Source organism: Methanopyrus kandleri AV19 (assembly GCF_000007185.1).
Classification (GTDB): domain Archaea; phylum JAADCQ01; class Methanopyri; order Methanopyrales; family Methanopyraceae; genus Methanopyrus; species Methanopyrus kandleri.
Genome location: NC_003551.1, coordinates 627,301 through 646,410, shown reverse-complemented (window position 1 = coordinate 646,410; position 19,110 = coordinate 627,301). Strand labels below are relative to the sequence as shown.

Genomic DNA, 19,110 nt, shown 5'->3' with positions numbered 1-19,110 from the left:
CTGATGGAGGAACCTCGCGTTCAAGATCCACCCAAGTACGTGAAGCGCATCCTGTTCGGGATCCTACCGCCCGACAAGATCCGGAAGATGTCCAAGGTCGAGGTAACTAGCCCGGAGACGTACGACGAGGACGGGTACCCGATCGAAGGAGGCGTGATGGACACCAGGATGGGCGTCATCGACCCCGGACTCAGGTGTCGGACGTGCGGTCAGCCGGCCGGTCGCTGCCCTGGTCACTTCGGCCATATAGAGCTCGCCCGCCCGGTCCTGCACCCCAGGTACGCGGAGAGGATCAAGGACGTACTGCGGGCCACGTGCCCGGAGTGTGGGAGGGTCAAGCTACCGGAGGACGAGATCGAGAGTTACCTCCGGGAGGTCAGGGAAGGTATCAGGCCCGTCAAGTCGGTGGCGGCGGAGGTGATAGACCGGGCCGAGAAGCGTGAATCGTGCCCGCACTGCGGCGCCGAATCCAGGAAGATCACGTATCAGAAGCCCACGACGATTATGATGGACGACGAGCGGCTGTGGCCCGTGGACATACGCGCGTGGTTGGAGAAGATCCCCGACGAGGACGTCGAGATCCTGGGTTTCCACCCGGAACGGGCGAGGCCGGAGTGGGCTGTCCTGACGGTCCTGCCGGTGCCTCCCGTGACCATGAGACCCTCGATCATCCTGGAGACCGGCGAACGTGCCGAGGACGACCTGACGCACAAGCTCGTGGATATCGTCCGGGTGAACCTCAGGCTGAAGGAGTCGCTCGAGGCGGGTGCCCCCGAGCCGATCATCGAGGACCAGTGGGACCTGCTGCAGTACCACGTCACCACGTACATCGACAACGAGATCGGTGGAGTACCCGTCGCCAGGCACCGGACCGGCGGCAAGCCGCTGAAAGGTATCGTGCAGCGGTTGAAGGGTAAGGAAGGTCGGTTCAGGCAGAACCTGGCCGGTAAGCGTGTCAACTTCTCGGCCAGATCCGTCATCACACCCGATCCGGAGCTCGACCCGTTCACGTTGGGTGTCCCCGAGGCCATCGCCAAGGAGCTGACCGTTCCGGAGCGGGTCACCGAGTGGAACATCGACCGGCTCCGGAAGTTGGTACTCAACGGTCCGAACAAGCACCCGGGAGCCAACTACGTGGTCAAGCGGGACGGGAGCCGGATCAGGATCACCGACGAGAACAAGGAGAAGCTCGCGGAAGACCTGGAACCCGGCGACGTCGTCGAGCGCCATCTCATGGATGGAGACCCGGTGATGTTCAACCGACAGCCGACGCTACACATCCAGTCGGAGCTCGGCTTCCGCGTGAGGGTAATGCCCGGTAAGACGTTCAGACTGCCCGCGGCGTGTTATATGGGAGTGGGGTTCAACGCGGACTTCGACGGCGACGAGATGAACCTGCACGTGCCACAGTCCGAGGAGGCTCGAGCCGAGGTCAGGGAGTTGATGGGTTGTTACGTGTACCACCTGTGGCCGCCTAAGAACGGGCACGAGGACGTCCGTAACAGCCCCATCCACGAGGCGATCGTCGGTATCCACCTGCTGTCGAGGGCGTGGATACCGCTCCGAGAGGCCTACCAGCTCCTGGAGGAGGTGAAGAAGGAGGGTGACTGGTTCGAGCCCACGGAGGTGAAGCTGAAACCCGAGGCTAAGTACCGGCGTGGGTTCGAAGAGGAGATACACGAGCTCGAGTTCGTTTGCGGGCAACCCAGGGAGGGTGAGCCGCTCGTAACCGGCCGACAGCTGCTGAGCGTCTTCCTCCCGGACTGGCTGGACAGAGTGGAGCTGGAGAACGCGGTCTGTCCGGACGACGAGGAGCACGGTAAGGTGGTAATCGAGAAGGGACGCATCGTGCGGGGGTTCCTGGACGAGAAGACCGTCCACGGTATCATGACCGAGATCGTCCACCGCTACGCGGCCAGGGAGGTAGCGAGGGGCGAGTCGTACCCGTGGTTCAAGGCCGCCGAGACCACACTGAGGGCCATGGACAAGATCGGTCGACTCGGTCTCCGGTTCGTGACGAGGTACGGGTTCACGCTGGGTATAGACGAGTTCGAGGACATCTACGAGAGGTTCCGGGACGAGGTGGAGCGGCTGTGTGACGAGGCCGCTAAGAAGGCGAAGGAGATCATCGAGCGGGGCGAGCGGAGGCTCCAGGAGCTCGAGGAGCACGAGACCTGCAACCGGAGCCGGATCGAGCGCGGTGAGATGTTGGAGAGGAACATCGAGAGCGAGGTTATGGCCATCCTCAACCAGCCGCGAGTGGAGACCGAGAGACTGCTGAAGAAGCACCGTGACCTGTTCAACCCGGCGTACATCATGCCGGAGTCGGGTGCGCGTGGAAGTATCACCAACATCGCGAGGATGGCCCTGATCGGCGGTCAGCAGGCCGTGATGGGTGAGCGTCCACACCGGGCGAAGCACAACACGGAGCATATCATGGAGAAGATAGTGAACTACTCGTACACGGACCGCGTGACACCGCACTTCGAGAAGAGCCTCATCCCGGGTGTGAAGGAGGGAGGCTTTGTCCGCTCCGGCTTCTTCGAGGGGCTGGACATGGTCGAGTACTTCCTGCACGCGATGAGCGGTCGAGAGGGTCTCATCGACAAGGGCTTCAGAACGGCGGACTCGGGCTATCTACACCGACGCTACGTGACCACCGCCCTGGACCTGATCGTGGACTCCGGAGGGCGCGTGCGCGACAGCGCCAACAACGTCATCCAGCTGACGTACGGTGAAGACGGCGTAGATCCCGCCAAGAAGTGGGGCTTGAACCTGGACGTCGAGAAGGCGCTGAAGGTCGTGAAGGAAGTGGTGCTGGAGGAAGAGAGAAGAGTGAGGGGAGGCGCGGGATGAACGTGGAGGAGCTGCTCGAAGAGGTCTGTAAGGAGGAGGACGTGGAGCTCCCGGACTCGGTACACCGAGAGATCGTCGAGAAGGTGTCGGAGGACGAGGAGCTCAAGGACGCCGACGAAGAAACCGTGCGGAAGGTCCTCCGGGCGCTCGTACGCAACTACAAGTGCCGACAGATCGAGCGGGGCGACGCGGTGGGCGTTCTGGCGGCTCAGTCGATGTGTGAGCCGGCGACGCAGATGACCATGCGTACGTTCCACCTGGCCGGTGTGGCGGAGATCGACATCACCACCGGTATGCCGGCGCTGGAGCGTGTCCTTTCTCTCCCCTATCACGGTCCCCCGACGTGGGTCATCGAACTGAGACTCAAGGAACCGTACCGCAGCGATCGGGAGAAGGCCGAGGGAGTGGCGCGAAAGATCGAGGAGACGCGGTTCGAGGAACTCACGGAGTACATCGAGGTGAACCCGGACGAGTGCGCCATCGAGATCGGCCTGGATGAGGAGCGGATAGAGGAACACGGGATCGACGAAGACCAGCTCGTGGCCTTCGTCCGGGAGCACACCGGCGGGGCGTGTCACCTCGAGGGAGATGTCCTCAAGGTGACGCTCGCGGACGTGGAGTCGGCATCGGAGCTGGCCGAGATCGCGAACGACCTCCGCGAGGCCGTAGTGAAGGGGATCGAGGGGGTACTCCACGCCTCCGTCCAGTACGATGAGGACGAGGAGGAATACTACATCCTTGTCAGAGGTAGTCCTGAGGGAGCCCCGGGACGGCCTCCTAGGTGGATCTCCCAGCGCGCCAGGAACAGCAAGGTGGCGAAGCGCGCCTACCTGATGCTGCAGCTGATGCAGTTGGACGAGGTCGACGCTACGCGGGTGAACACGAACGACCCGAAGATAGTGGACGTGCTCCTCGGGGTGGAGGCCGGGCGGAACGCGATCATCGAGCAGCTCGAGGAGGTGTACGAGAGCCAGGGGATCTCCGTAGACCCGCGCCACTTCATGCTCATCAGCGACATGATGTCGTTCTGGGGCGAGCTGCGTAGCGTACGGTCCGTCGGCGGTTACTCGGTGATGGAGCTGAAGGGCAGCCCGCTCACGAAGGCCGCCTTCGAGTACGTATCGAGGGTCCTCACCGAAACGGCGACGTCGGGTGACGTCGAGGAGCTGCGTGGAGTGCTCGAGAACATCATCGTGGGTAAGCCGGTACCGGTGGGTACCGGTACGGTGGAGCTCACAGTGGATTACTCCAAGTTCAAGGAGGGAGAAGAGGAAGGGGAGAGCTGAACTGGGCCGCTTTCCTTCCCATCACCCCATGGGACTACGATCGCTTACACCCACTAGCGGCACGGGCGCCGGTAGGTACCCGCGGAGGTAACTCGGTACCCGAGCTCGGCCGCTACCGTCTCGGTTTCACGGCACCTGTTCGCGATGTTTTTCGCGCTGATAAGTGGACGTGGTCACAGCGCCACCTCTGAGCCGTCGAGATAGACGCGTAGGGATAGGTGCATCTCGAAGGATCCGTCCCGGTACTTCGACGCGCGGAGCCCGGTAGTGCCCCGTCGCGGGTAGCCCGCGTATCGTCGTATACAGGTGTCGGGGGAGCGTTTCCTGTTTCTCGCAGTAAGTTCTTAAGTCAGACCCGGTCGAGGAGTAAGACTTTTATGGGGAAACCGTGCCGCGCGGGGTGAAACGTGAGCGGGGCGGAATGACTCATTGTGCACCATCGAGGGTAAGGGCTAGTTCTCATTCCGGGGTGTTGTAACTTGGTGGAGCTGCAGGAGATTGAGCGTCAGATCCGCATGGCTGTCGAGACTGGAGACGTCGTGTTAGGATCCAACCAGACCATCAAGCTACTGAAACTAGGGAAGCCCAAGCTAGTGATCGTAGCGGCGAACTGTCCGGCCGAAATCCGTGAAGACATCGAGTACTACGCGGAGCTAGCCGACGTACCGGTGTTCGTGTACCCGGGCACGAGCATGGATCTGGGTGACGTATGCGGTAGACCACACGTGGTAGCTTCGATGGCGGTCCTGGACGACGGCGAGTCTGACCTCATCGCTACGGTCCGCAAGGCTATGGAGGAAGGGGCCGCACCGAGCTAAAAGGGGTGAAAAACCTTGGCGGTTAAACTGGAAACCGAGCAGATCCGCATGATCGCGCTCTTCGAGAGCCTCACCGGGGCACACGTGCTGGACTGCGTGATCGACGACGAGCACAACAGGGCGATCTTCGTGGTGAAGGAGGGACAGATAGGCCTAGCGATCGGTAAGAAGGGTCAGAACGTGCGTCGCGTTCAGGAGCAGCTCGGGATGGACGTGGAGGTCGTGGAGCACTCCGAGGATCCGGAGAAGTTCATCCGAAACGCCCTGTTTCCGGCGCGCGTGAAGAGCGTTCGAGTGACGGAGCGCGGGAACAAGAAAGTCGCGATAGTGGACGTGCCGGAGTCCGAGCGGGGCCGGGTTATCGGTAAAGGGGGAAGGAACATAAAGAAGGCGCGGATCCTCGCGAGGAGACACCATGGTATCGATGATATCATCGTCACGTGATCTAGGGGGCTCACGCTCATGCCGGGCAAGAAGAGTCCCGCTGGGGAGTTCGCGGCCCGTAAGCTGCGGGAGAAGCGTAAGAAGTTCCGGTGGAAGGACGAGAGGTATAAGCGTAGGATGTTGAAACTCGACGAAAAGGCAGACCCACTGGAGGGCGCACCTCAGGCGCGTGGGATCGTGCTCGAGAAGGTCGGAGTCGAGGCGAAGCAGCCCAACTCCGCGATCCGTAAGTGCGTACGCGTCCAGCTGATCAAGAACGGTAAGCAGGTCACCGCGTTCTGTCCCGGTGACGGTGCGATCGACTACATCGACGAGCACGATGAGGTGGTCATCGAGGGTATCGGAGGTCCCAAGGGTCGCGCTAAGGGAGACATTCCGGGCGTCCGATACAAGGTCGTGAAGGTGAACGACGTGGCTCTGTCCGAGCTGCTGAAGGGTAAGATCGAGAAGCCGATGCGTTAAGGGGACGTTCGAGTTGGCCAAGGAAGTCGAGGAGATGGAGAGGGAAGAGGAAGTAACCGAGGAGGAAGCTGAGACGGAGGAGCGCCGAGTGGTGTACTCCGAGCTGGAGGGCAACCCGTACCTGGACAGACTCTACGAGATGAAGGTGTTCGGCAAGTGGGACCCCACGGAGGTCGAGGTTCGAGACCCGGGTCTGAAGGATTACATCTGTCTGAAGCCGATGTACCTACCGCACACTGGCGGTCGTCACGCCAAGAAGCGGTTCGCGAAGGCGGAAGTCCCGATCGTGGAGAGGCTGATCAACCGTGTGATGCGGACGGAAAAGAACACCGGCAAGAAGCACCTCGCATACAATATAGTCAAGAGGGCGTTCGACATCATCCACGAGCGGACCGGTGAGAACCCGATCCAGGTTCTGGTGCAGGCCCTGGAGAACGCCGCTCCGAGGGAGGAGACCACCACGATCATTTACGGAGGTATTTCTTACCACGAGGCCGTCGATTCCTCGCCGCAGCGGCGGCTGGACATCGCCCTCCGGCTAATTACGGAGGGCGCTCAGCAGCGGGCGTTCCGCAACCCGAAACCGATAGAGGAGTGCTTGGCGGAGGAGATCATCGCAGCCGCGAGATACGATACGGAGTGCCACTCCATCCGGCGTAAGGAGGAGATCGAGCGCATCGCGGAGGCGGCCCGATAAGGGGGTCGTAGGTTTTGGGTCGTAAGGAGAAGATGGCCGAGAAGTGCCGCAAACTAATGACCGAGCCGGGGAAGATCCGTAATATCGGTATCATCGCCCATATAGACCACGGTAAGTGTGTGGCTCCCGAGACCAAGATCTGCCTAGCAGACGGCCGGTTCGTCCGAGCGGACGAGTTGTTCGAGGAGCTGAAAGAGCGCGGCAGACTCGTGAAGTGCGATGAGAGTGAAGAGGTCTACGAGCTAAGAGAGCCCGTCGGAGTATCCTCGCTGGACAAGGACGCCGTAGAGATCGTGGAAGGCAAGATAACTCACGTGTGGCGCCTGAAGGCGGACAAGCTCGTGGAGGTCGAGGTGAAGAACGGTAGGAGCATCCGTACGACGCCGGAGCACAAGTTCCTCGTCCTGGATCCCTCGGGTGAGATCGTCGAGAAGAGGGCCGACGAGCTGGAGATCGGAGATTACATCGTGTGCACCCAGAAGCTGGTCCACGAAGGGATGAGCGAGGAGGAGCTCAAGCGCGAGGTGTTCCGCAGGCTCGGCAGGGACTTCTTCGTCCACCTGCCGGAAGAGGAGGCGGAGAGCGTTCTCGAGCTGGCCAAGGAGCGCGGAATCAAGGCGCTATGGGAGACGCTGGAGGTGGACATCGAGGAAAACTCGTTCTACTACCAGCTGAGAAAGGGACGGATTCGAGCCGATATCCTCGTCGACCTGGCGGAAGAGCTGGGTCTGGACCTGGCGGACCTCTACGACGCCGTCGAGGTCTCCTACCGGTCGAACACCAAGTCGACGAAGCCCATCCGACTGCCCGAGCCGGAGGATCTGTTCTACCTGGCGGGTCTCATGTTCGGTGACGGGTGCTGGAACCAGCTCACCAACGGGTCCGAAGCCATTCAGGGGGAGGTAAAGCGGATCGCGAGCGACATGGGTCTGGAGGTCCGAGTCCGAAGGTATGAGGGCAAGACCGCGCGGATTGACTTCCCGGAGACCGTCCCGAGGATCCTGGAGGCACTCTTCGACTACCCGAGGAGGAAGAAGGCCCACAGGATCCGGGTCAACGACTTCCTGACCAGGGCACCGTTGGACTGCATCGCCGAGTTCATCCGCGGGTACTTCGACGCGGACGGTACCGTCGAGGAGGGTCGGAGCGCGGTATCGGTGACTTCCGTGAGCCGGGAGTTCCTGGAAGATCTCCAGTTGCTCCTGCAGAAGTTCGACGTGGCCAGCTACCTCAGGGAGGGAGACGGTGCCTACACCCTGTACGTGTCGGGCGCCCGGTCGCTCGAGAGGTTCCCGGGCTTCCGGGAGCCCGAGAAGGCGGAGAAGCTGAAGAAACTGATGGAGAAGGCGTCGTCCTCGGAGCTCGAGAAGGTACCGATCAGCGGGGAAATCCTTCGGGAAGTTCGCGGTGACGTCCCAACCACGAGGATGTTCAACTGTTACTCGAACTACGAGGGTGGCCAGGTGGGCCTGACTAAGTCGAGCCTCGAGAAGGTGATCAGCACCCTGGAGGCGGTCGGGGTCGAGGGTGAGGCACTCGAGAGGTTGAAGGCGCTCGCCAGGGACGACGTCTGCTTCCTGGAGGTGGTACGCGTCGAGGAGGTCGAGTACGACGGTTACGTGTACGACTTCACGGTCGAAGAGCATCACAACTTCGCCGCCGAAGGGTTCGTGGTGCACAACACGACGTTATCCGACCAGCTGTTGGCCGGCGCCGGGATGATCTCGGAGGAGCTGGCCGGAGATCAACTCGTGCTGGACTTCGACGAGATGGAGCAGGAGCGAGGTATCACGATCGACGCCGCGAACGTCAGCATGGTGCACGAGTATGAGGGCGAGGAGTACCTGATCAACCTCATCGACACCCCCGGTCACGTGGACTTCTCGGGTGACGTGACCCGGGCCATGCGAGCCGTGGACGGCGCGATCGTGGTCGTATGCGCGGTCGAAGGTGTGATGCCACAGACGGAAACCGTGCTCCGGCAGGCTCTCCGAGAGCGCGTGAGGCCGGTACTGTACATCAACAAGGTAGACAGACTGATCAACGAGCTGAAGCTGAGCCCGGAGGAGATGCAGAACCGGTTCCTGGAGATCATCTCCGAGGTCAACAAGATGATCGAGCAGATGGCGCCCGAGGAGTTCAAGGACGAGTGGAAGGTGAGCGTCGAGGACGGTTCCGTGGCGTTCGGAAGCGCGTACTACGGTTGGGGTATCAGCTTCCCGTTCATGGAGAAGACCGGGATCACGTTCAAGGACATCATCGAGTACTGTCAGCAGGACAAGCAGAAGGAGCTGGCCCAGGAGGCTCCCGTGTACCAGGTAGTGCTGGACATGGTGGTCAAGCATCTCCCGGACCCGGTCACGGCGCAGGAGTACCGTATCGAGCAGATCTGGCCGGGTGATCCGGAGAGCGAGGACGGTAAGACGCTGAGGAAGTGCGACCCGAACGGCAAGCTGGCCATGGTCGTGACGGACGTCCGGATCGACGAGCACGCGGGTGAGGTGGCGACGGGCCGGGTATATTCCGGTACGATCCGCGAGGGTCAGCAGGTGTACCTGGCGAGCTCCAAGAAGGAGACCCGAGTGCAGCAGGTAGGTATCTACATGGGACCGGACCGTATCCGCACGGACGAGGTGCCGGCGGGTAACATAGCGGCCGTGACCGGCCTGCGCGACGTGTGGGCCGGTGAGACCGTGACCGACCCGGAGGATCCGATCGAGCCGTTCGAGGAGCTGCAGCACTTCGCCGAGCCCGTAGTCACCGTGGCCGTCGAGGCTAAGAACACGCAGGACCTGCCCAAGCTGATCGAGATCCTGCACCAGATCGCGAAGGAGGACCCGACGGTCAAGGTCGAGATCAACGAGGAGACCGGACAGCACCTGGTCTCCGGTATGGGCGAGCTGCACCTAGAGATCATCGCCCACAGGATCAAGGAGCGCGGTGTGGACATCAAGGTCTCGGAGCCGATCGTGGTGTACCGAGAGGGCGTGTTCGGAGTCTGTGACGATGAGGTCGAGGGCAAGTCTCCGAACAAGCACAACAAGTTCTACGTGACGGTGGAGCCCGTCGAGGAGGAGATCGTGGAGGCCATCGAGGAGGGCAAGTTCAACCCGGAGGAGATGAGCAAGAAGGAGCTCGAGGAGACGCTGATGGAGTACGGTATGGACCGGGACGACGCGAAGGCCGTCGAGACCGTCAAGGGTACGAACTTCTTCCTGGACAAGACCGTGGGTCTGCAGTACCTGAACGAGGTGATGGAGCTGCTGATCGAAGGCTTCGAGGAGGCCATGGAGGAGGGTCCGCTGGCGAAGGAGCCGTGCCGAGGAGTGAAGGTCAGCCTCGTGGACGCCGAGATCCACGAGGACCCCGTACACCGAGGTCCGGCTCAGGTGATCCCGGCGATCAAGCGCGCGATCTACGGCGGCATGCTGCTGGCCGACACGCACCTGCTCGAGCCGATGCAGTACATCTACGTGACCGTACCGCAGGACTACATGGGTGCCGTGACCAAGGAGATACAGGGACGTAGAGGTACTATCGAGGAGATCCAGCAGGAGGGAGATACCGTCATCATCAAGGGTAAGGCACCCGTGGCCGAGATGTTCGGATTCGCGAACGACATCCGATCGGCCACCGAGGGTCGCGCGATCTGGACCACCGAGCACGCCGGCTACGAGCGCGTGCCCGAGGAGCTGGAGGAGCAGATCATTCGGGAGATCCGGGAGAGGAAGGGTCTGAAGCCGGAGCCCCCGAAGCCGGAGGACTACATCGAGGACTACGGCGGGTAAACGCCCCCGCCCGCACCAATCGTTATAGAGTCCGAAACGTATCGTCCGGGGTACGAGGTGTTAGGAGGAGAGGTCGACTACCTTCTCCAGGACTTCCAGAGCCCGTCCCTCCTCCAGGACGTCCAGTGCGCGCTGAATTCCCTTCTCCAACGAATCGACGGCTTCCCCGACGTAGAGAGCGGCACCCGCGTTGAACGCCGTCATCTGGACCTTCGGGTGGTCGACGGGCAGCTCACCGCCCAGGATCTTCCGAGCTTCCTCGGCCGAGGTCTCCGGATCCGCACCCGCGACGTCCTTCGGATCGGCTCGATCCAGTCCGACGTCTTCGGGGGCCACCGTGTCCCTATCCGTCACCTCCCCGTCGTCCACGTACACCACCTCGTTCTCGCAGGTGACGCTCAGCTCGTCAACACCGTCTAAACCGTAAACCACGAGTCCCCTCCGAACCCCGAGTTCCGCGAGGGCACCGGCCACGAGGTCCAGCAGGTTTTCCGAGTACACACCGATGACCTGCCCGGTAACGCGCTCCCGGGCGGGGTTGGTGAGTGGTCCGAGGACGTTGAAGACAGTTCGGATCCCCAGCTTACGGCGTACCGGCATGACGTTCTTCATGGCGGGATGGAACTTCGGCGCGAACATGAATCCGAATCCAACCTCTTCGATGCAGCGCTTAACCGTGTCTGGATCCGCCTCGATGTTCACACCGAGGGCCTCCAGGATGTCGGCACTACCGCACTCGCTGGTGACGCTGCGGTTCCCGTGCTTCGCGACGGGCACGCCGGCCGCCGCCGCGGTGAGCCCCGCCAGCGTGCTGGCGTTGAAGGTGTCCAGTTCGTCCCCACCGGTGCCGGCCGTATCCACGAGTCTCTCGACGTCCGGATCCACCTTCACCGCGTGCTCCATCATCCCGTCGACGAAACCTACGAGTTCCTCCGAGGTGTACCCCTTACAGCGTAGCGCCACCAAGATACCGGCTACTTCAACGTCGGAAAGCTCACCGCCGACGATTCGACACATCAAATCGCGGGCCTCTTCCCGATCCAGATCCGATCCGCGGATGATCCTCTCGAGGACGCTCAAACCGCGCCGCCCCACCACGAGCCGCGGCGGTTTTCTTTTTACCTTACCTACGGCGTTGTGGGCCGGTACGGCGACGTAGGGGGTGATACCGGATGGTGAAGAGCTCTCACGTACCGATCGTGTCGCCCAACGACCCCGCGGTGGTCTGTCCGAACTGCACGAAGGAGGAGTACAAGAGGGCCAAGCGAGAGCGTGGAAAGCTGCGGTTCGCGGGGCTGTGCGAGGAGTGCGGTAGCGCCGCCTTCTACGAGTACTAGTCGGCGTACACTCCCTCCGACCCTAAGAGCTCCCGCAGGACGGTGGTCGCGTAACCGCCACGAGGCAGCGAGAACGTGAACCGTACGGTATCGTCACCGATCGCCTCGGCACGCAGCCCGTACACTCGGAGCAACGCCGGCTTCCGGTCTCCGCCGGCCGAGAGCTCCGGCATGCTCTTTATTTCGAAATCCTCCAGCCTCACGCCCTCCTCCTCCAACACCTCACGCTCTATTTCGCCCTGTGGGCCGTCGCTGAGCTCCGTGCGGAACCCGGGGAGGGGGACGGTGGGCAGGCCGTCCTGGGTCACGTCCCCCTCGACGGGCCGGTGGACCGGGAGACCCCGGGCGATCCTCTCCGAGAGGATGCGGTTGAACAGGTACGACTGGTAAGCGTGCACGAACATTCTACGTATCCACATCGGTAGGCGACGGAAGGCGTTGATATAGTCATGCGGATGTCGGGCCAAGTGCTCGAGGATGTGACGCTCGTAGTCGAGGAACTTGGGGAACCTCCGTAGTGCTTCCTTGAACTCCCCCCAGTGTTCCTTCAACCACCGTCGAGCCTCGAGGGCTTCAGGTGACTCGCGGGGGTATTCGAGGGTCAGGAAGGTCTTGACGGCTTTCTCCCAGTCCTCGAGTACCACGTACTTTCCGACGACGTGGGTGACGGGGCGTCGGCTGCCGAACCGCTGGAGACCGTAGTAGTTGGGCACGCCTCCGAGCTCCCGAACCGTCCTCAGGGCTTCGGGGAGTCGACGTACCTTCGCGCCACGCACGGTGATAACGAACCTGTTTCCCCACAGGTCTCCGGGACGTAGCTTGCGTCGAGCACGGCCCATCGGTACGATCTTGAGGTCGCGGATCCTGAGCCGGGCCAGGACTCCGGGAGGTACCCCCCGCACGGTTACCCGCTGGGAGGTGACGGCCCGCTTGTCCTTCATGCCGGCGATTCCGAAGTGACGGTGGTGCTTCCTCAAGGCCTGTGCGATCCTACGTACGGCCTTCATGGTGTCCCAGTCGTACTTCTCCAGGTAGAACAGCGTATGTGGACCGCGACCCCCGAACTGAGGTCGAAGCCGCGGTCGGCGTAGATCCTGCCCGCACTCGGGACACTCCCGCCCTCGGTGGTACTCGCGGCACTCGGGACACTCACCGACGATGGTCAGGGGAATGTAGGTGTTCCTCGAGGGCTTTTCCATGACCAGGAAGTCCTCCACCCTGTCCCTGCACGACCCTCCGACACCTCGATCGATCACCCGCTCCCGTATTCCGACGTACTCCTCCACGTCCCTCAGCGTCGTGAGTTTCTGGGTTTCTTCGATGGTTTCTCCCCCTCCAGACACACCCTGACGATTTTAACCGCAGCGGCCGCCGCACCGATTCCGTTGGCGACATTCACGACGACGAGTCCGGGAGAGCAGGATTGTAGCATACCGAGCAGCGCCGCTTCTCCGGAGCCCCCGAGCCCGTAACCGACCGGGGTGGGTAAGCCGATGACGGGAACGTCCAACATCGCGTTGAGGGCGACCGGCATCGTTCCGTCCATCCCGGCCGCCGCCACGACCGCGTGCGGTCTGAACTTCCGCAACCTCCGAACCGCGGCCAGGAGTCGGTGAGGACCGGCCACTCCCACGTCGATCTCCGTGTGCACCTCGATCCCCAACGCCTCCAGCACGGTGGCACATTCGGAGAGGTAGGGCAGGTCGGAGGTCCCCGCCGCGACGGCCCCTACTCGTCCGCCCCGATATGGGGGTTCGTACTCCGGATCCTTGAGCACGAGGACGCGACCGGCCTCGTCGTACTCCACGTCGGCGTCCTCCGGTATCTCCAGGTCGTCGAGGAGCTCCGGATCGACGCGGGACGCTATCGCGATCCCCTCGCTCCGTAGGAGCGCCTCCAGGGCCTCCGAGACCTGCTCGGGGGTTTTACCCTCCGCCATCACCACCTCCGGGAACCCTGTCCTCCTCGTCCTCCGTCGGTCCGGCCTTACGACCTTCACGCTTACCTTCCACCCGCTCGACGCTCTCCTCGAACCTCTCGAGGGTTCTCTCGGCGGCTTTCTTGTGCCGTTCGTACTCCTCCTTCTTCTCCTCCATCAGCGACTGGAGGTCGTCCGCTATCTCGTCGTACACTTCCTTCGGGTCGGGGACGCGGATCCTGTACTTACGCCTGAAATGCTCGATTACGTTCTTGAGGTCGCGGTAGCAGAGCTTCGGTGCGGAAGGGTGCTCGATCGGCACGGCCTGAGGCCAGTCGACGTAGTACAGTTCGCCGTCAGGTGTAACCAGGATGTTGTGCTCGCTGAAGTCGCCGTGGACATAGTGGCCCTCCAGGACGATCTCCCGGTAGTCCTCCAGGATAACCTCGAGGGCCTCTTCGGGGTTCTTAACCTTGATCTTGGCGAGCAGTGGGGCCGGTATACCCGGGGCGTGCCCCTCGATCATGTCCATGGCGACCGCGTGACGGTTGATGGCTCGGGGCCCCGGTACGGGGAACCCCTTGGAGTGGAGGCGCTGGAGCACCTTCATCTCGACCTGGGCCTTGGCGCGCGGTACGTCGATGCGGTGGTCGTCCACCCGAAGTTCTTCCCCGCGAACCTTCACGGCGGCGTACGCGAGCGTCTTCTTGATCCTCCTGAATTCCGGGGCGTGGTACCTGTGCAGTTTGATGGCCACCCACTCGTCCTCAGGGTCCTTCGCGTTCACGATCGTCGCCTCTTTGCCCTCGCCTATGATCGTTCCGAGCCGCTCGTAGACGTCGTGCTTCTTCATGTCCCACAGAGCGAGGGTGTCGTAGGCCCGCTCCTTCATCCTGGCGGCGTAGGTCTGGTACGTCGGTATGTACCGGTAATCGATCAGCCCCAGGGAATCCAGCTTCTCCAGCCGGGTTGCCAGCTCCGAGTAATCCATCGGCAACCGTTCCAGCAGCTTGTCCTCGGGAACCCACTCGAAGGCCCTGCTCAGGCCCTCTAAGGCGCGGAGTAGGGCGATATCGCGCTTGTCGACTTCGGTCGCTTCGTTGTCTCCTGCCACGTGATCACCCGCAGAGAGTGGAGGTGGACGTGATTAAGTCCCACTCGGAGGGTGACGGTCGTACACTAAATTGTCAGTGGCGACGCTCGATTACCGCGACGAAAAAACCGTCGGATTCTAGGCTGGCCGGATCGATCCTGAAGGCGTGCCTCAGGTCCTCCCGGAGCTCCCTCCCTTCCCACTCGGTTAGCCCGGGGACGGTGTGAGGTTCGAGCCACCGTGGGACGGACGGGACTATCCGGTACCTGTCGTCGTTCCCTAGAGCCTCGTGGATCACCAGCTCGTTCTCTTCGACGGAGAACGTACAGGTCGAGTACACCAGACGGCCGCCCGGCGGCAGCATCCTCAGGGCGGCCCTCAGGAGGCGCAGCTGCGTCCGGGCGAACCTCCCGGGTTTCTTCGGAGTCCAGGTACGTAGGGCGTGTGGATCTCGGTGCAGGGTGCCCTCACCCGAGCACGGGGGATCCAGCAGGAGGAAAGGGGCGCTGATACGCAGACGTGCCGCGTCGGCGTGTGCCACGATCACGTTGACACATCCCAGCCTGTTCACGTTGTGAACCAGAGCCCGGACGCGCCGAGGGTCGGCGTCGACGGCCAGTACGACGCCCTCGCCGCCGAGCAGCTGTGCTAACTGCGTGGTTTTGCTCCCGGGGGCCGCGCACAGGTCTATCACGGGACCCGGAGGTTCCGGGTCAAGGAGCTCCGGGGGGACCATCGAAGCCAGGTCCTGAAGGTAAAGGTAACCGGCCACGTGTTCCAGCGAGGAACCCAGCGGCCCGGGACTACTGAGGACACGGAAGGCGTACGATAGTGGGGTTTCGGCGAGCTCGACTCCCGCCGTTTCGAGGTTCTCCACAACCTCCTCGACGTCCGCCTTCAGCGTGTTCACCCGGACGTAAGTGGGTGGACGACCCTCCAACAGGTACCGGTACACGTCCTCGGCACGGTCACCGAAGATCCGCTCCAAACGCTCACGGAACTCTTCCACGTACCTCATCGCTCACCACAACCTGAGTCTCGCGTACTTCCTCGGTGCACGGCATCGGAGTTTCCCGTCACGACCGACTTTCCCCACACCCAGGACCACGTTCCCGACGATCACCCGGTAATGGCCCGGCCTCGCGTCCACCGGGATTTCCTCCCCCTGGAGCAACCGGACGGCCGTTCTCCGGTCGACCTCGAGCTCGGGAAGGTCCAGGAATCGAGCCGCGTAGAACGTGGGCCGGTCCTCCTCGCCGAGGTCGACCCCAGCGCTCACGACTTTAACGTTCAGCTCCTCGAGCTCCTCGAGCGCCAGGAGTACCTCACGGGAGACGGCTCTCGACTTCCCACGTAGCTCGACGACCGGGGTGTCGACCTTGCTGGACCCGGAGGACATGCGGGGACTCATCCCCGACCACATGCTGGAGCGTGGGCGTACCGTGCTCGACTCCTACAGGGAACCCGTGGAACGACTCCTCAGCGAGCGTAGGATGCCGGAGGAGGGCTGGCCGGACGACGTCATCGCGACGTTCCTGTGGGAGCTGTCGAGGATGGACACCGACAAGGACCCCAAGGCGGCACGTATCGGGGAGAGGGAAGCCCGGGTAGCCTCAAGGCTTGCGGAGGAGTCCGTGTTCGGGTTCTGCCACGGTGTGGGTAGGAGCGGGACGCTCGTGGATCCACAGCCGAAGGCTCCGGGCGCCTCGATAATGTACGCGTTAACGAACAGGCTGGTCACGGACTTCCTCCGGAGGCTCGGGTTCCGGATCGAAGGTGCCTTCGTGGTACCCGGTGCTACGGGACTGTCGATAGCGCTGTGCCTGTCGGCGTTGGGTGAAGGCGAGGAGGTGATCTATCCGTACGCCGCCCACAAGAGTCCGATTAAAGCCGTGCGACTGGCCGGCTTCGGGATGAGGGTGGTGGACACGGAGATCGAGGGTGACAGGATCGTGGTGGACCCAGGGGATGTGGAGGAGGCCTTGGAGCGCTCGGAGTCCCCGGCTGCCGTGCTGAGCACGCTGACGTTCTTCCCACCGCGAAGCAGCGATCCGCTGCCCGAGATCGCCGAACTCTGCGAGGAGTACGGGGTCCCTCACGTCGTGAACGCCGCCTACGGGATCCAGCACGAGCAGTACCGAGATCTACTGAACCGAGCGATCAAGCGAGGGCGCGTGGACGTGGTCGTAAGCTCGACGGACAAGAACCTCCTAACACCCGTGGGTGGAGGGATCGTGTACGCGCCGGACGAGGAGACGCTCCGGGAGGTTTCCAGGGCTTATCCTGGTCGCGCCAGCGCGGCACCGGTGGCCCACGCGTTAATCTCGCTGCTCTCCTTGGGGATGAAGGGATACCGGCGCCTGATGCGGAGGCAGAAGGAGTGCAAAGCGCTTTTGGACGAGCTGTTGGAGGATCTCGAGGCCCGTCGAGACGACGTCCGCGTGCTCGACGTGGATAACCCGATAGCCTCGGCGGTCGCCGTGGAAGGGCACGACCCCGTGGACCTCGCGGCCAGGCTGTACGTGAGGAGGGTCACGGGACCGAGGGGTGTTCGTGCGGACGATCCGTTCGGAACCAGCCGGCTCCGGGGGTACCATTCGAACTACATCACCATCAACGCTGCCATCGGTGTCCGAGAGGAGGACGTCAAAACGGCCGTCGAAAGGCTCGAGCGGGAGTTGGAGGGTGAGTGATTGCAGTTCAACCGAGTCAGGCTGGAGGGGGAGCGTGAGGAGCTGGAGATCAGAATAGGGAGCGCGAATGTGAAGCGGAAGCTCGCCATGCTGATCCGGGAAGGCGACCTCGTGCTCGAGGAGCGTCGAGAGCTGGAGCCGCACGAAGAGGTCGAGGTGCTGGCGGGTTACGAGGAGCCCGAGGAAGGTGTCCCGACCGAGCGGCTGAAGGTACTACGGGTGAAAAGGGTGGAGTTCGTGGGATGAAGGCGGAGACGTACGCACTGTTGGCGGCGTTACTGTGGGGCCTAGCGCCGGTGATCGAGAAAGTCGGGCTACGTGGAATGGACCCCATGACGGCCACCCTGATCCGGAGCCTGGCGGCGGTGGCGTTCCTCGCGGTGGTGTGTCTGGCCGTCGGTAGGTCGCAGGTGGGTGGCCTGAAATACGTCGGCTACATGATCGTCGGCGGGATACTGGCCGGAGGGTTGGGGCTGTACCTTTACTACCTAGCCCTCAGCTCTGGGCAGGCCTCCAGGATCGTGCCGTTGTCGAGCACGTATCCGCTGTTCGCGACACTGTTTTCCATCCTGGCCCTGAGGGAGCGGCCTAGCGTCGAGACGGTGGTCGGGTGCATACTGATAGTGATAGGAGCGGTCCTGGTCAGCAGGGAGTGACGGGGGTGTTGGCGCGATCGAGCGGGTCGCCAAGGCGGTCTCTCTGGTCGTGAACCCGTCGACCGCCGAGGCGGCCACCGTCATCCTCGTAGGCAAGAAGTACGGGGACGTGGTGGGTACAGCGCTGGGGCTGTTCTTCGGAGTACTGTTAGTGATACTCACGGCAGCAGTTTACATCCGGGTGAAGGGCACCGATGTGTTCGTCTCCAAGAGACGGGACCGGCTACCACTCCTGACGGTCGGTGCTATCTACCACGCCATCGGCGCCCTAGTGATGTGCAAGGTAGGAGTCACGCGCCCCATGGTTTGCCTGATGTTAACTTACGCGATAGCCGCGATGGCGGTGGCCGGAGTGACCAGGTTCTGGAAAATCAGCATTCACGCGGCCTCGATGGGCACCGTCATGGGCGCGATCGCGTGGTTGGGGGAATGGTGGGCGGGGATACCCTGGTCGATCGTGACGGCGGTCGTCTGTTGGGCGAGGCTGAAGTTGAACGCCCACACGGGTTATCAAGTGGCGGTGGGTGTCGCGGGCGGGACATTACTCACGTACGTGCTGATGATTACCTTAATCCCCCGATGAGGAACCGTAAAGTGGCGGAGAGTGTGAAGAGGGGCATACGGTCTGAGGGGGTTACGAAAGGGCTTCTGCGACCCGAAGGAGGGTGATCAGATCCAGTTCCGTGGGGGATTTACGCTCGATTTCCGCTCGGAGTTCGTCGTCTTCTATCTTCTCCAGAGCTCCGGCTCGAAGTACTCGAGCTCGAAGCGGGCCCAACCGGCCTTGACGAGATCCTCCGGGTCCAGATCCCTTTCTTCGATCCACTCCGCGAGCTTGCGGACGAGCGATTTGTGGGGGACCTTCCCGAACCCCTCGATCTCGATCGTGGCCAGCACCTCGACCGGGACGTCTACCGAGTCGGCCAGGGAGCGCAGACCTAACCCGTGAGCCTGGACCATCCCCATGATCAGATACCTACCGTCACCACGCTCCAGGATTTCGGCTATTTTCTCAACAATGTCCGTCACCGTTAGCACCTCGTATTACCATCATAAGGTCGA

The 19,110-nt window shown here is 62.5% G+C and carries 19 protein-coding genes; 12 read left to right on the top strand and 7 right to left on the bottom strand.

Annotated features, from left to right (window positions below; genetic code table 11):
* Positions 1 to 3: 3 nt before the first annotated feature.
* From MK_RS03650 to MK_RS03620, 7 genes are all read left to right on the top strand, one after another.
* A complete protein-coding gene (locus MK_RS03650) occupies positions 4 to 2,856 on the top strand; it encodes a DNA-directed RNA polymerase subunit A' (protein ID WP_148679935.1) in 2,853 nt (950 codons plus the stop codon).
* Complete coding sequence (locus tag MK_RS03645; RefSeq protein ID WP_011019054.1) at positions 2,853 to 4,142, top strand: DNA-directed RNA polymerase subunit A''; 1,290 nt, start codon at positions 2,853 to 2,855, stop codon at positions 4,140 to 4,142. Before MK_RS03650 ends, MK_RS03645 begins: the two co-directional genes overlap by 4 nt.
* A gap of 488 nt (positions 4,143 to 4,630) precedes the next feature.
* Positions 4,631 to 4,960 (top strand): 50S ribosomal protein L30e, encoded by a 330-nt coding sequence (locus MK_RS03640; protein ID WP_011019053.1) that lies wholly within the window; start codon positions 4,631 to 4,633, stop codon positions 4,958 to 4,960.
* A gap of 15 nt (positions 4,961 to 4,975) precedes the next feature.
* Positions 4,976 to 5,404, top strand: coding sequence for a NusA-like transcription termination signal-binding factor (locus MK_RS03635; protein WP_011019052.1), 429 nt, complete (start codon positions 4,976 to 4,978; stop codon positions 5,402 to 5,404).
* Between the two features lie 18 nt (positions 5,405 to 5,422).
* The gene (locus MK_RS03630; RefSeq protein ID WP_011019051.1) at positions 5,423 to 5,866 is read left to right on the top strand and encodes a 30S ribosomal protein S12; all 444 of its coding nucleotides are present in this window, start codon (positions 5,423 to 5,425) and stop codon (positions 5,864 to 5,866) included.
* Positions 5,867 to 6,005: 139 nt separating this feature from the next.
* Complete coding sequence (locus MK_RS03625) at positions 6,006 to 6,563, top strand: 30S ribosomal protein S7 (RefSeq protein ID WP_148679934.1); 558 nt, start codon at positions 6,006 to 6,008, stop codon at positions 6,561 to 6,563.
* Between the two features lie 32 nt (positions 6,564 to 6,595).
* On the top strand, positions 6,596 to 10,351 hold the full coding sequence (locus MK_RS03620; protein WP_394296047.1) for an elongation factor EF-2: 3,756 nt from the start codon (positions 6,596 to 6,598) through the stop codon (positions 10,349 to 10,351).
* A 60-nt stretch (positions 10,352 to 10,411) separates the two neighbouring features.
* Here the strand turns inward: MK_RS03620 and trpD are convergent, their stop codons facing one another.
* On the bottom strand, positions 10,412 to 11,431 hold the full coding sequence (gene trpD / locus MK_RS03615) for an anthranilate phosphoribosyltransferase (protein ID WP_011019048.1): 1,020 nt from the start codon (positions 11,429 to 11,431) through the stop codon (positions 10,412 to 10,414).
* Between the two features lie 92 nt (positions 11,432 to 11,523).
* Between trpD and MK_RS09065 the strand changes: the two genes are divergently transcribed.
* Positions 11,524 to 11,688, top strand: a complete 165-nt coding sequence (locus tag MK_RS09065; protein WP_011019047.1) for a hypothetical protein — start codon at positions 11,524 to 11,526, stop codon at positions 11,686 to 11,688.
* Here MK_RS09065 and truD read toward each other — a convergent pair.
* From truD to MK_RS03590, 5 genes are all read right to left on the bottom strand, one after another.
* Positions 11,685 to 13,031 (bottom strand): tRNA pseudouridine(13) synthase TruD, encoded by a 1,347-nt coding sequence (gene truD / locus MK_RS03610; RefSeq protein ID WP_148679576.1) that lies wholly within the window; start codon positions 13,029 to 13,031, stop codon positions 11,685 to 11,687. The genes MK_RS09065 and truD overlap by 4 nt on opposite strands.
* Positions 12,980 to 13,627: a nickel pincer cofactor biosynthesis protein LarB gene (larB, locus tag MK_RS03605; protein WP_148679575.1), complete on the bottom strand. Its 648-nt coding sequence runs from the start codon at positions 13,625 to 13,627 to the stop codon at positions 12,980 to 12,982. Before larB ends, truD begins: the two co-directional genes overlap by 52 nt.
* On the bottom strand, positions 13,614 to 14,720 hold the full coding sequence (locus MK_RS03600) for a serine/threonine-protein kinase RIO2 (protein WP_011019044.1): 1,107 nt from the start codon (positions 14,718 to 14,720) through the stop codon (positions 13,614 to 13,616). Before MK_RS03600 ends, larB begins: the two co-directional genes overlap by 14 nt.
* Positions 14,721 to 14,793: 73 nt before the next feature.
* The gene (locus MK_RS03595) at positions 14,794 to 15,717 is read right to left on the bottom strand and encodes an RsmB/NOP family class I SAM-dependent RNA methyltransferase (RefSeq protein ID WP_011019043.1); all 924 of its coding nucleotides are present in this window, start codon (positions 15,715 to 15,717) and stop codon (positions 14,794 to 14,796) included.
* 3 nt (positions 15,718 to 15,720) lie between these two features.
* Positions 15,721 to 16,098, bottom strand: a complete 378-nt coding sequence (locus MK_RS03590; RefSeq protein ID WP_148679574.1) for a hypothetical protein — start codon at positions 16,096 to 16,098, stop codon at positions 15,721 to 15,723.
* Between MK_RS03590 and spcS the strand changes: the two genes are divergently transcribed.
* The 4 genes from spcS to MK_RS03570 are packed head-to-tail and all read left to right on the top strand — an operon-like array spanning position 16,097 to position 18,631.
* On the top strand, positions 16,097 to 17,392 hold the full coding sequence (gene spcS / locus MK_RS03585; protein ID WP_011019042.1) for an O-phosphoseryl-tRNA(Sec) selenium transferase: 1,296 nt from the start codon (positions 16,097 to 16,099) through the stop codon (positions 17,390 to 17,392). The genes MK_RS03590 and spcS overlap by 2 nt on opposite strands.
* Positions 17,393 to 17,638 (top strand): hypothetical protein, encoded by a 246-nt coding sequence (locus tag MK_RS03580; RefSeq protein ID WP_011019041.1) that lies wholly within the window; start codon positions 17,393 to 17,395, stop codon positions 17,636 to 17,638.
* Positions 17,635 to 18,048 (top strand): EamA family transporter, encoded by a 414-nt coding sequence (locus tag MK_RS03575; protein ID WP_011019040.1) that lies wholly within the window; start codon positions 17,635 to 17,637, stop codon positions 18,046 to 18,048. Before MK_RS03580 ends, MK_RS03575 begins: the two co-directional genes overlap by 4 nt.
* A 49-nt stretch (positions 18,049 to 18,097) precedes the next feature.
* Positions 18,098 to 18,631, top strand: a complete 534-nt coding sequence (locus MK_RS03570; RefSeq protein WP_148679573.1) for a hypothetical protein — start codon at positions 18,098 to 18,100, stop codon at positions 18,629 to 18,631.
* 143 nt (positions 18,632 to 18,774) lie between these two features.
* Here the strand turns inward: MK_RS03570 and MK_RS03565 are convergent, their stop codons facing one another.
* Positions 18,775 to 19,077 carry a hypothetical protein gene (locus MK_RS03565; RefSeq protein ID WP_148679572.1) on the bottom strand — a complete coding sequence of 101 codons (303 nt, stop codon included), beginning with the start codon at positions 19,075 to 19,077 and terminating at the stop codon, positions 18,775 to 18,777.
* Between the last annotated feature and the right edge of the window lie 33 nt (positions 19,078 to 19,110).

Excerpts from the sequence above, each read along its gene's own strand:
- MK_RS03650 (WP_148679935.1), top strand. The coding sequence starts at position 4 with ATGGAGGAACCTCGCGTTCAAGATCCACCCAAGTACGTGAAGCGCATC.
- MK_RS03645 (WP_011019054.1), top strand. The coding sequence starts at position 2,853 with ATGAACGTGGAGGAGCTGCTCGAAGAGGTCTGTAAGGAGGAGGACGTG.
- MK_RS03620 (WP_394296047.1), top strand. The coding sequence starts at position 6,596 with ATGGCCGAGAAGTGCCGCAAACTAATGACCGAGCCGGGGAAGATCCGT.
- spcS (WP_011019042.1), top strand. The coding sequence starts at position 16,097 with ATGCGGGGACTCATCCCCGACCACATGCTGGAGCGTGGGCGTACCGTG.
- MK_RS03595 (WP_011019043.1), bottom strand. The coding sequence starts at position 15,717 with ATGAGGTACGTGGAAGAGTTCCGTGAGCGTTTGGAGCGGATCTTCGGT.
- larB (WP_148679575.1), bottom strand. The coding sequence starts at position 13,627 with ATGGCGGAGGGTAAAACCCCCGAGCAGGTCTCGGAGGCCCTGGAGGCG.
- MK_RS03575 (WP_011019040.1), top strand. The coding sequence starts at position 17,635 with ATGAAGGCGGAGACGTACGCACTGTTGGCGGCGTTACTGTGGGGCCTA.
- MK_RS09065 (WP_011019047.1), top strand. The coding sequence starts at position 11,524 with ATGGTGAAGAGCTCTCACGTACCGATCGTGTCGCCCAACGACCCCGCG.
- MK_RS03625 (WP_148679934.1), top strand. The coding sequence starts at position 6,006 with ATGAAGGTGTTCGGCAAGTGGGACCCCACGGAGGTCGAGGTTCGAGAC.
- MK_RS03630 (WP_011019051.1), top strand. The coding sequence starts at position 5,423 with ATGCCGGGCAAGAAGAGTCCCGCTGGGGAGTTCGCGGCCCGTAAGCTG.
- MK_RS03590 (WP_148679574.1), bottom strand. The coding sequence starts at position 16,098 with ATGTCCTCCGGGTCCAGCAAGGTCGACACCCCGGTCGTCGAGCTACGT.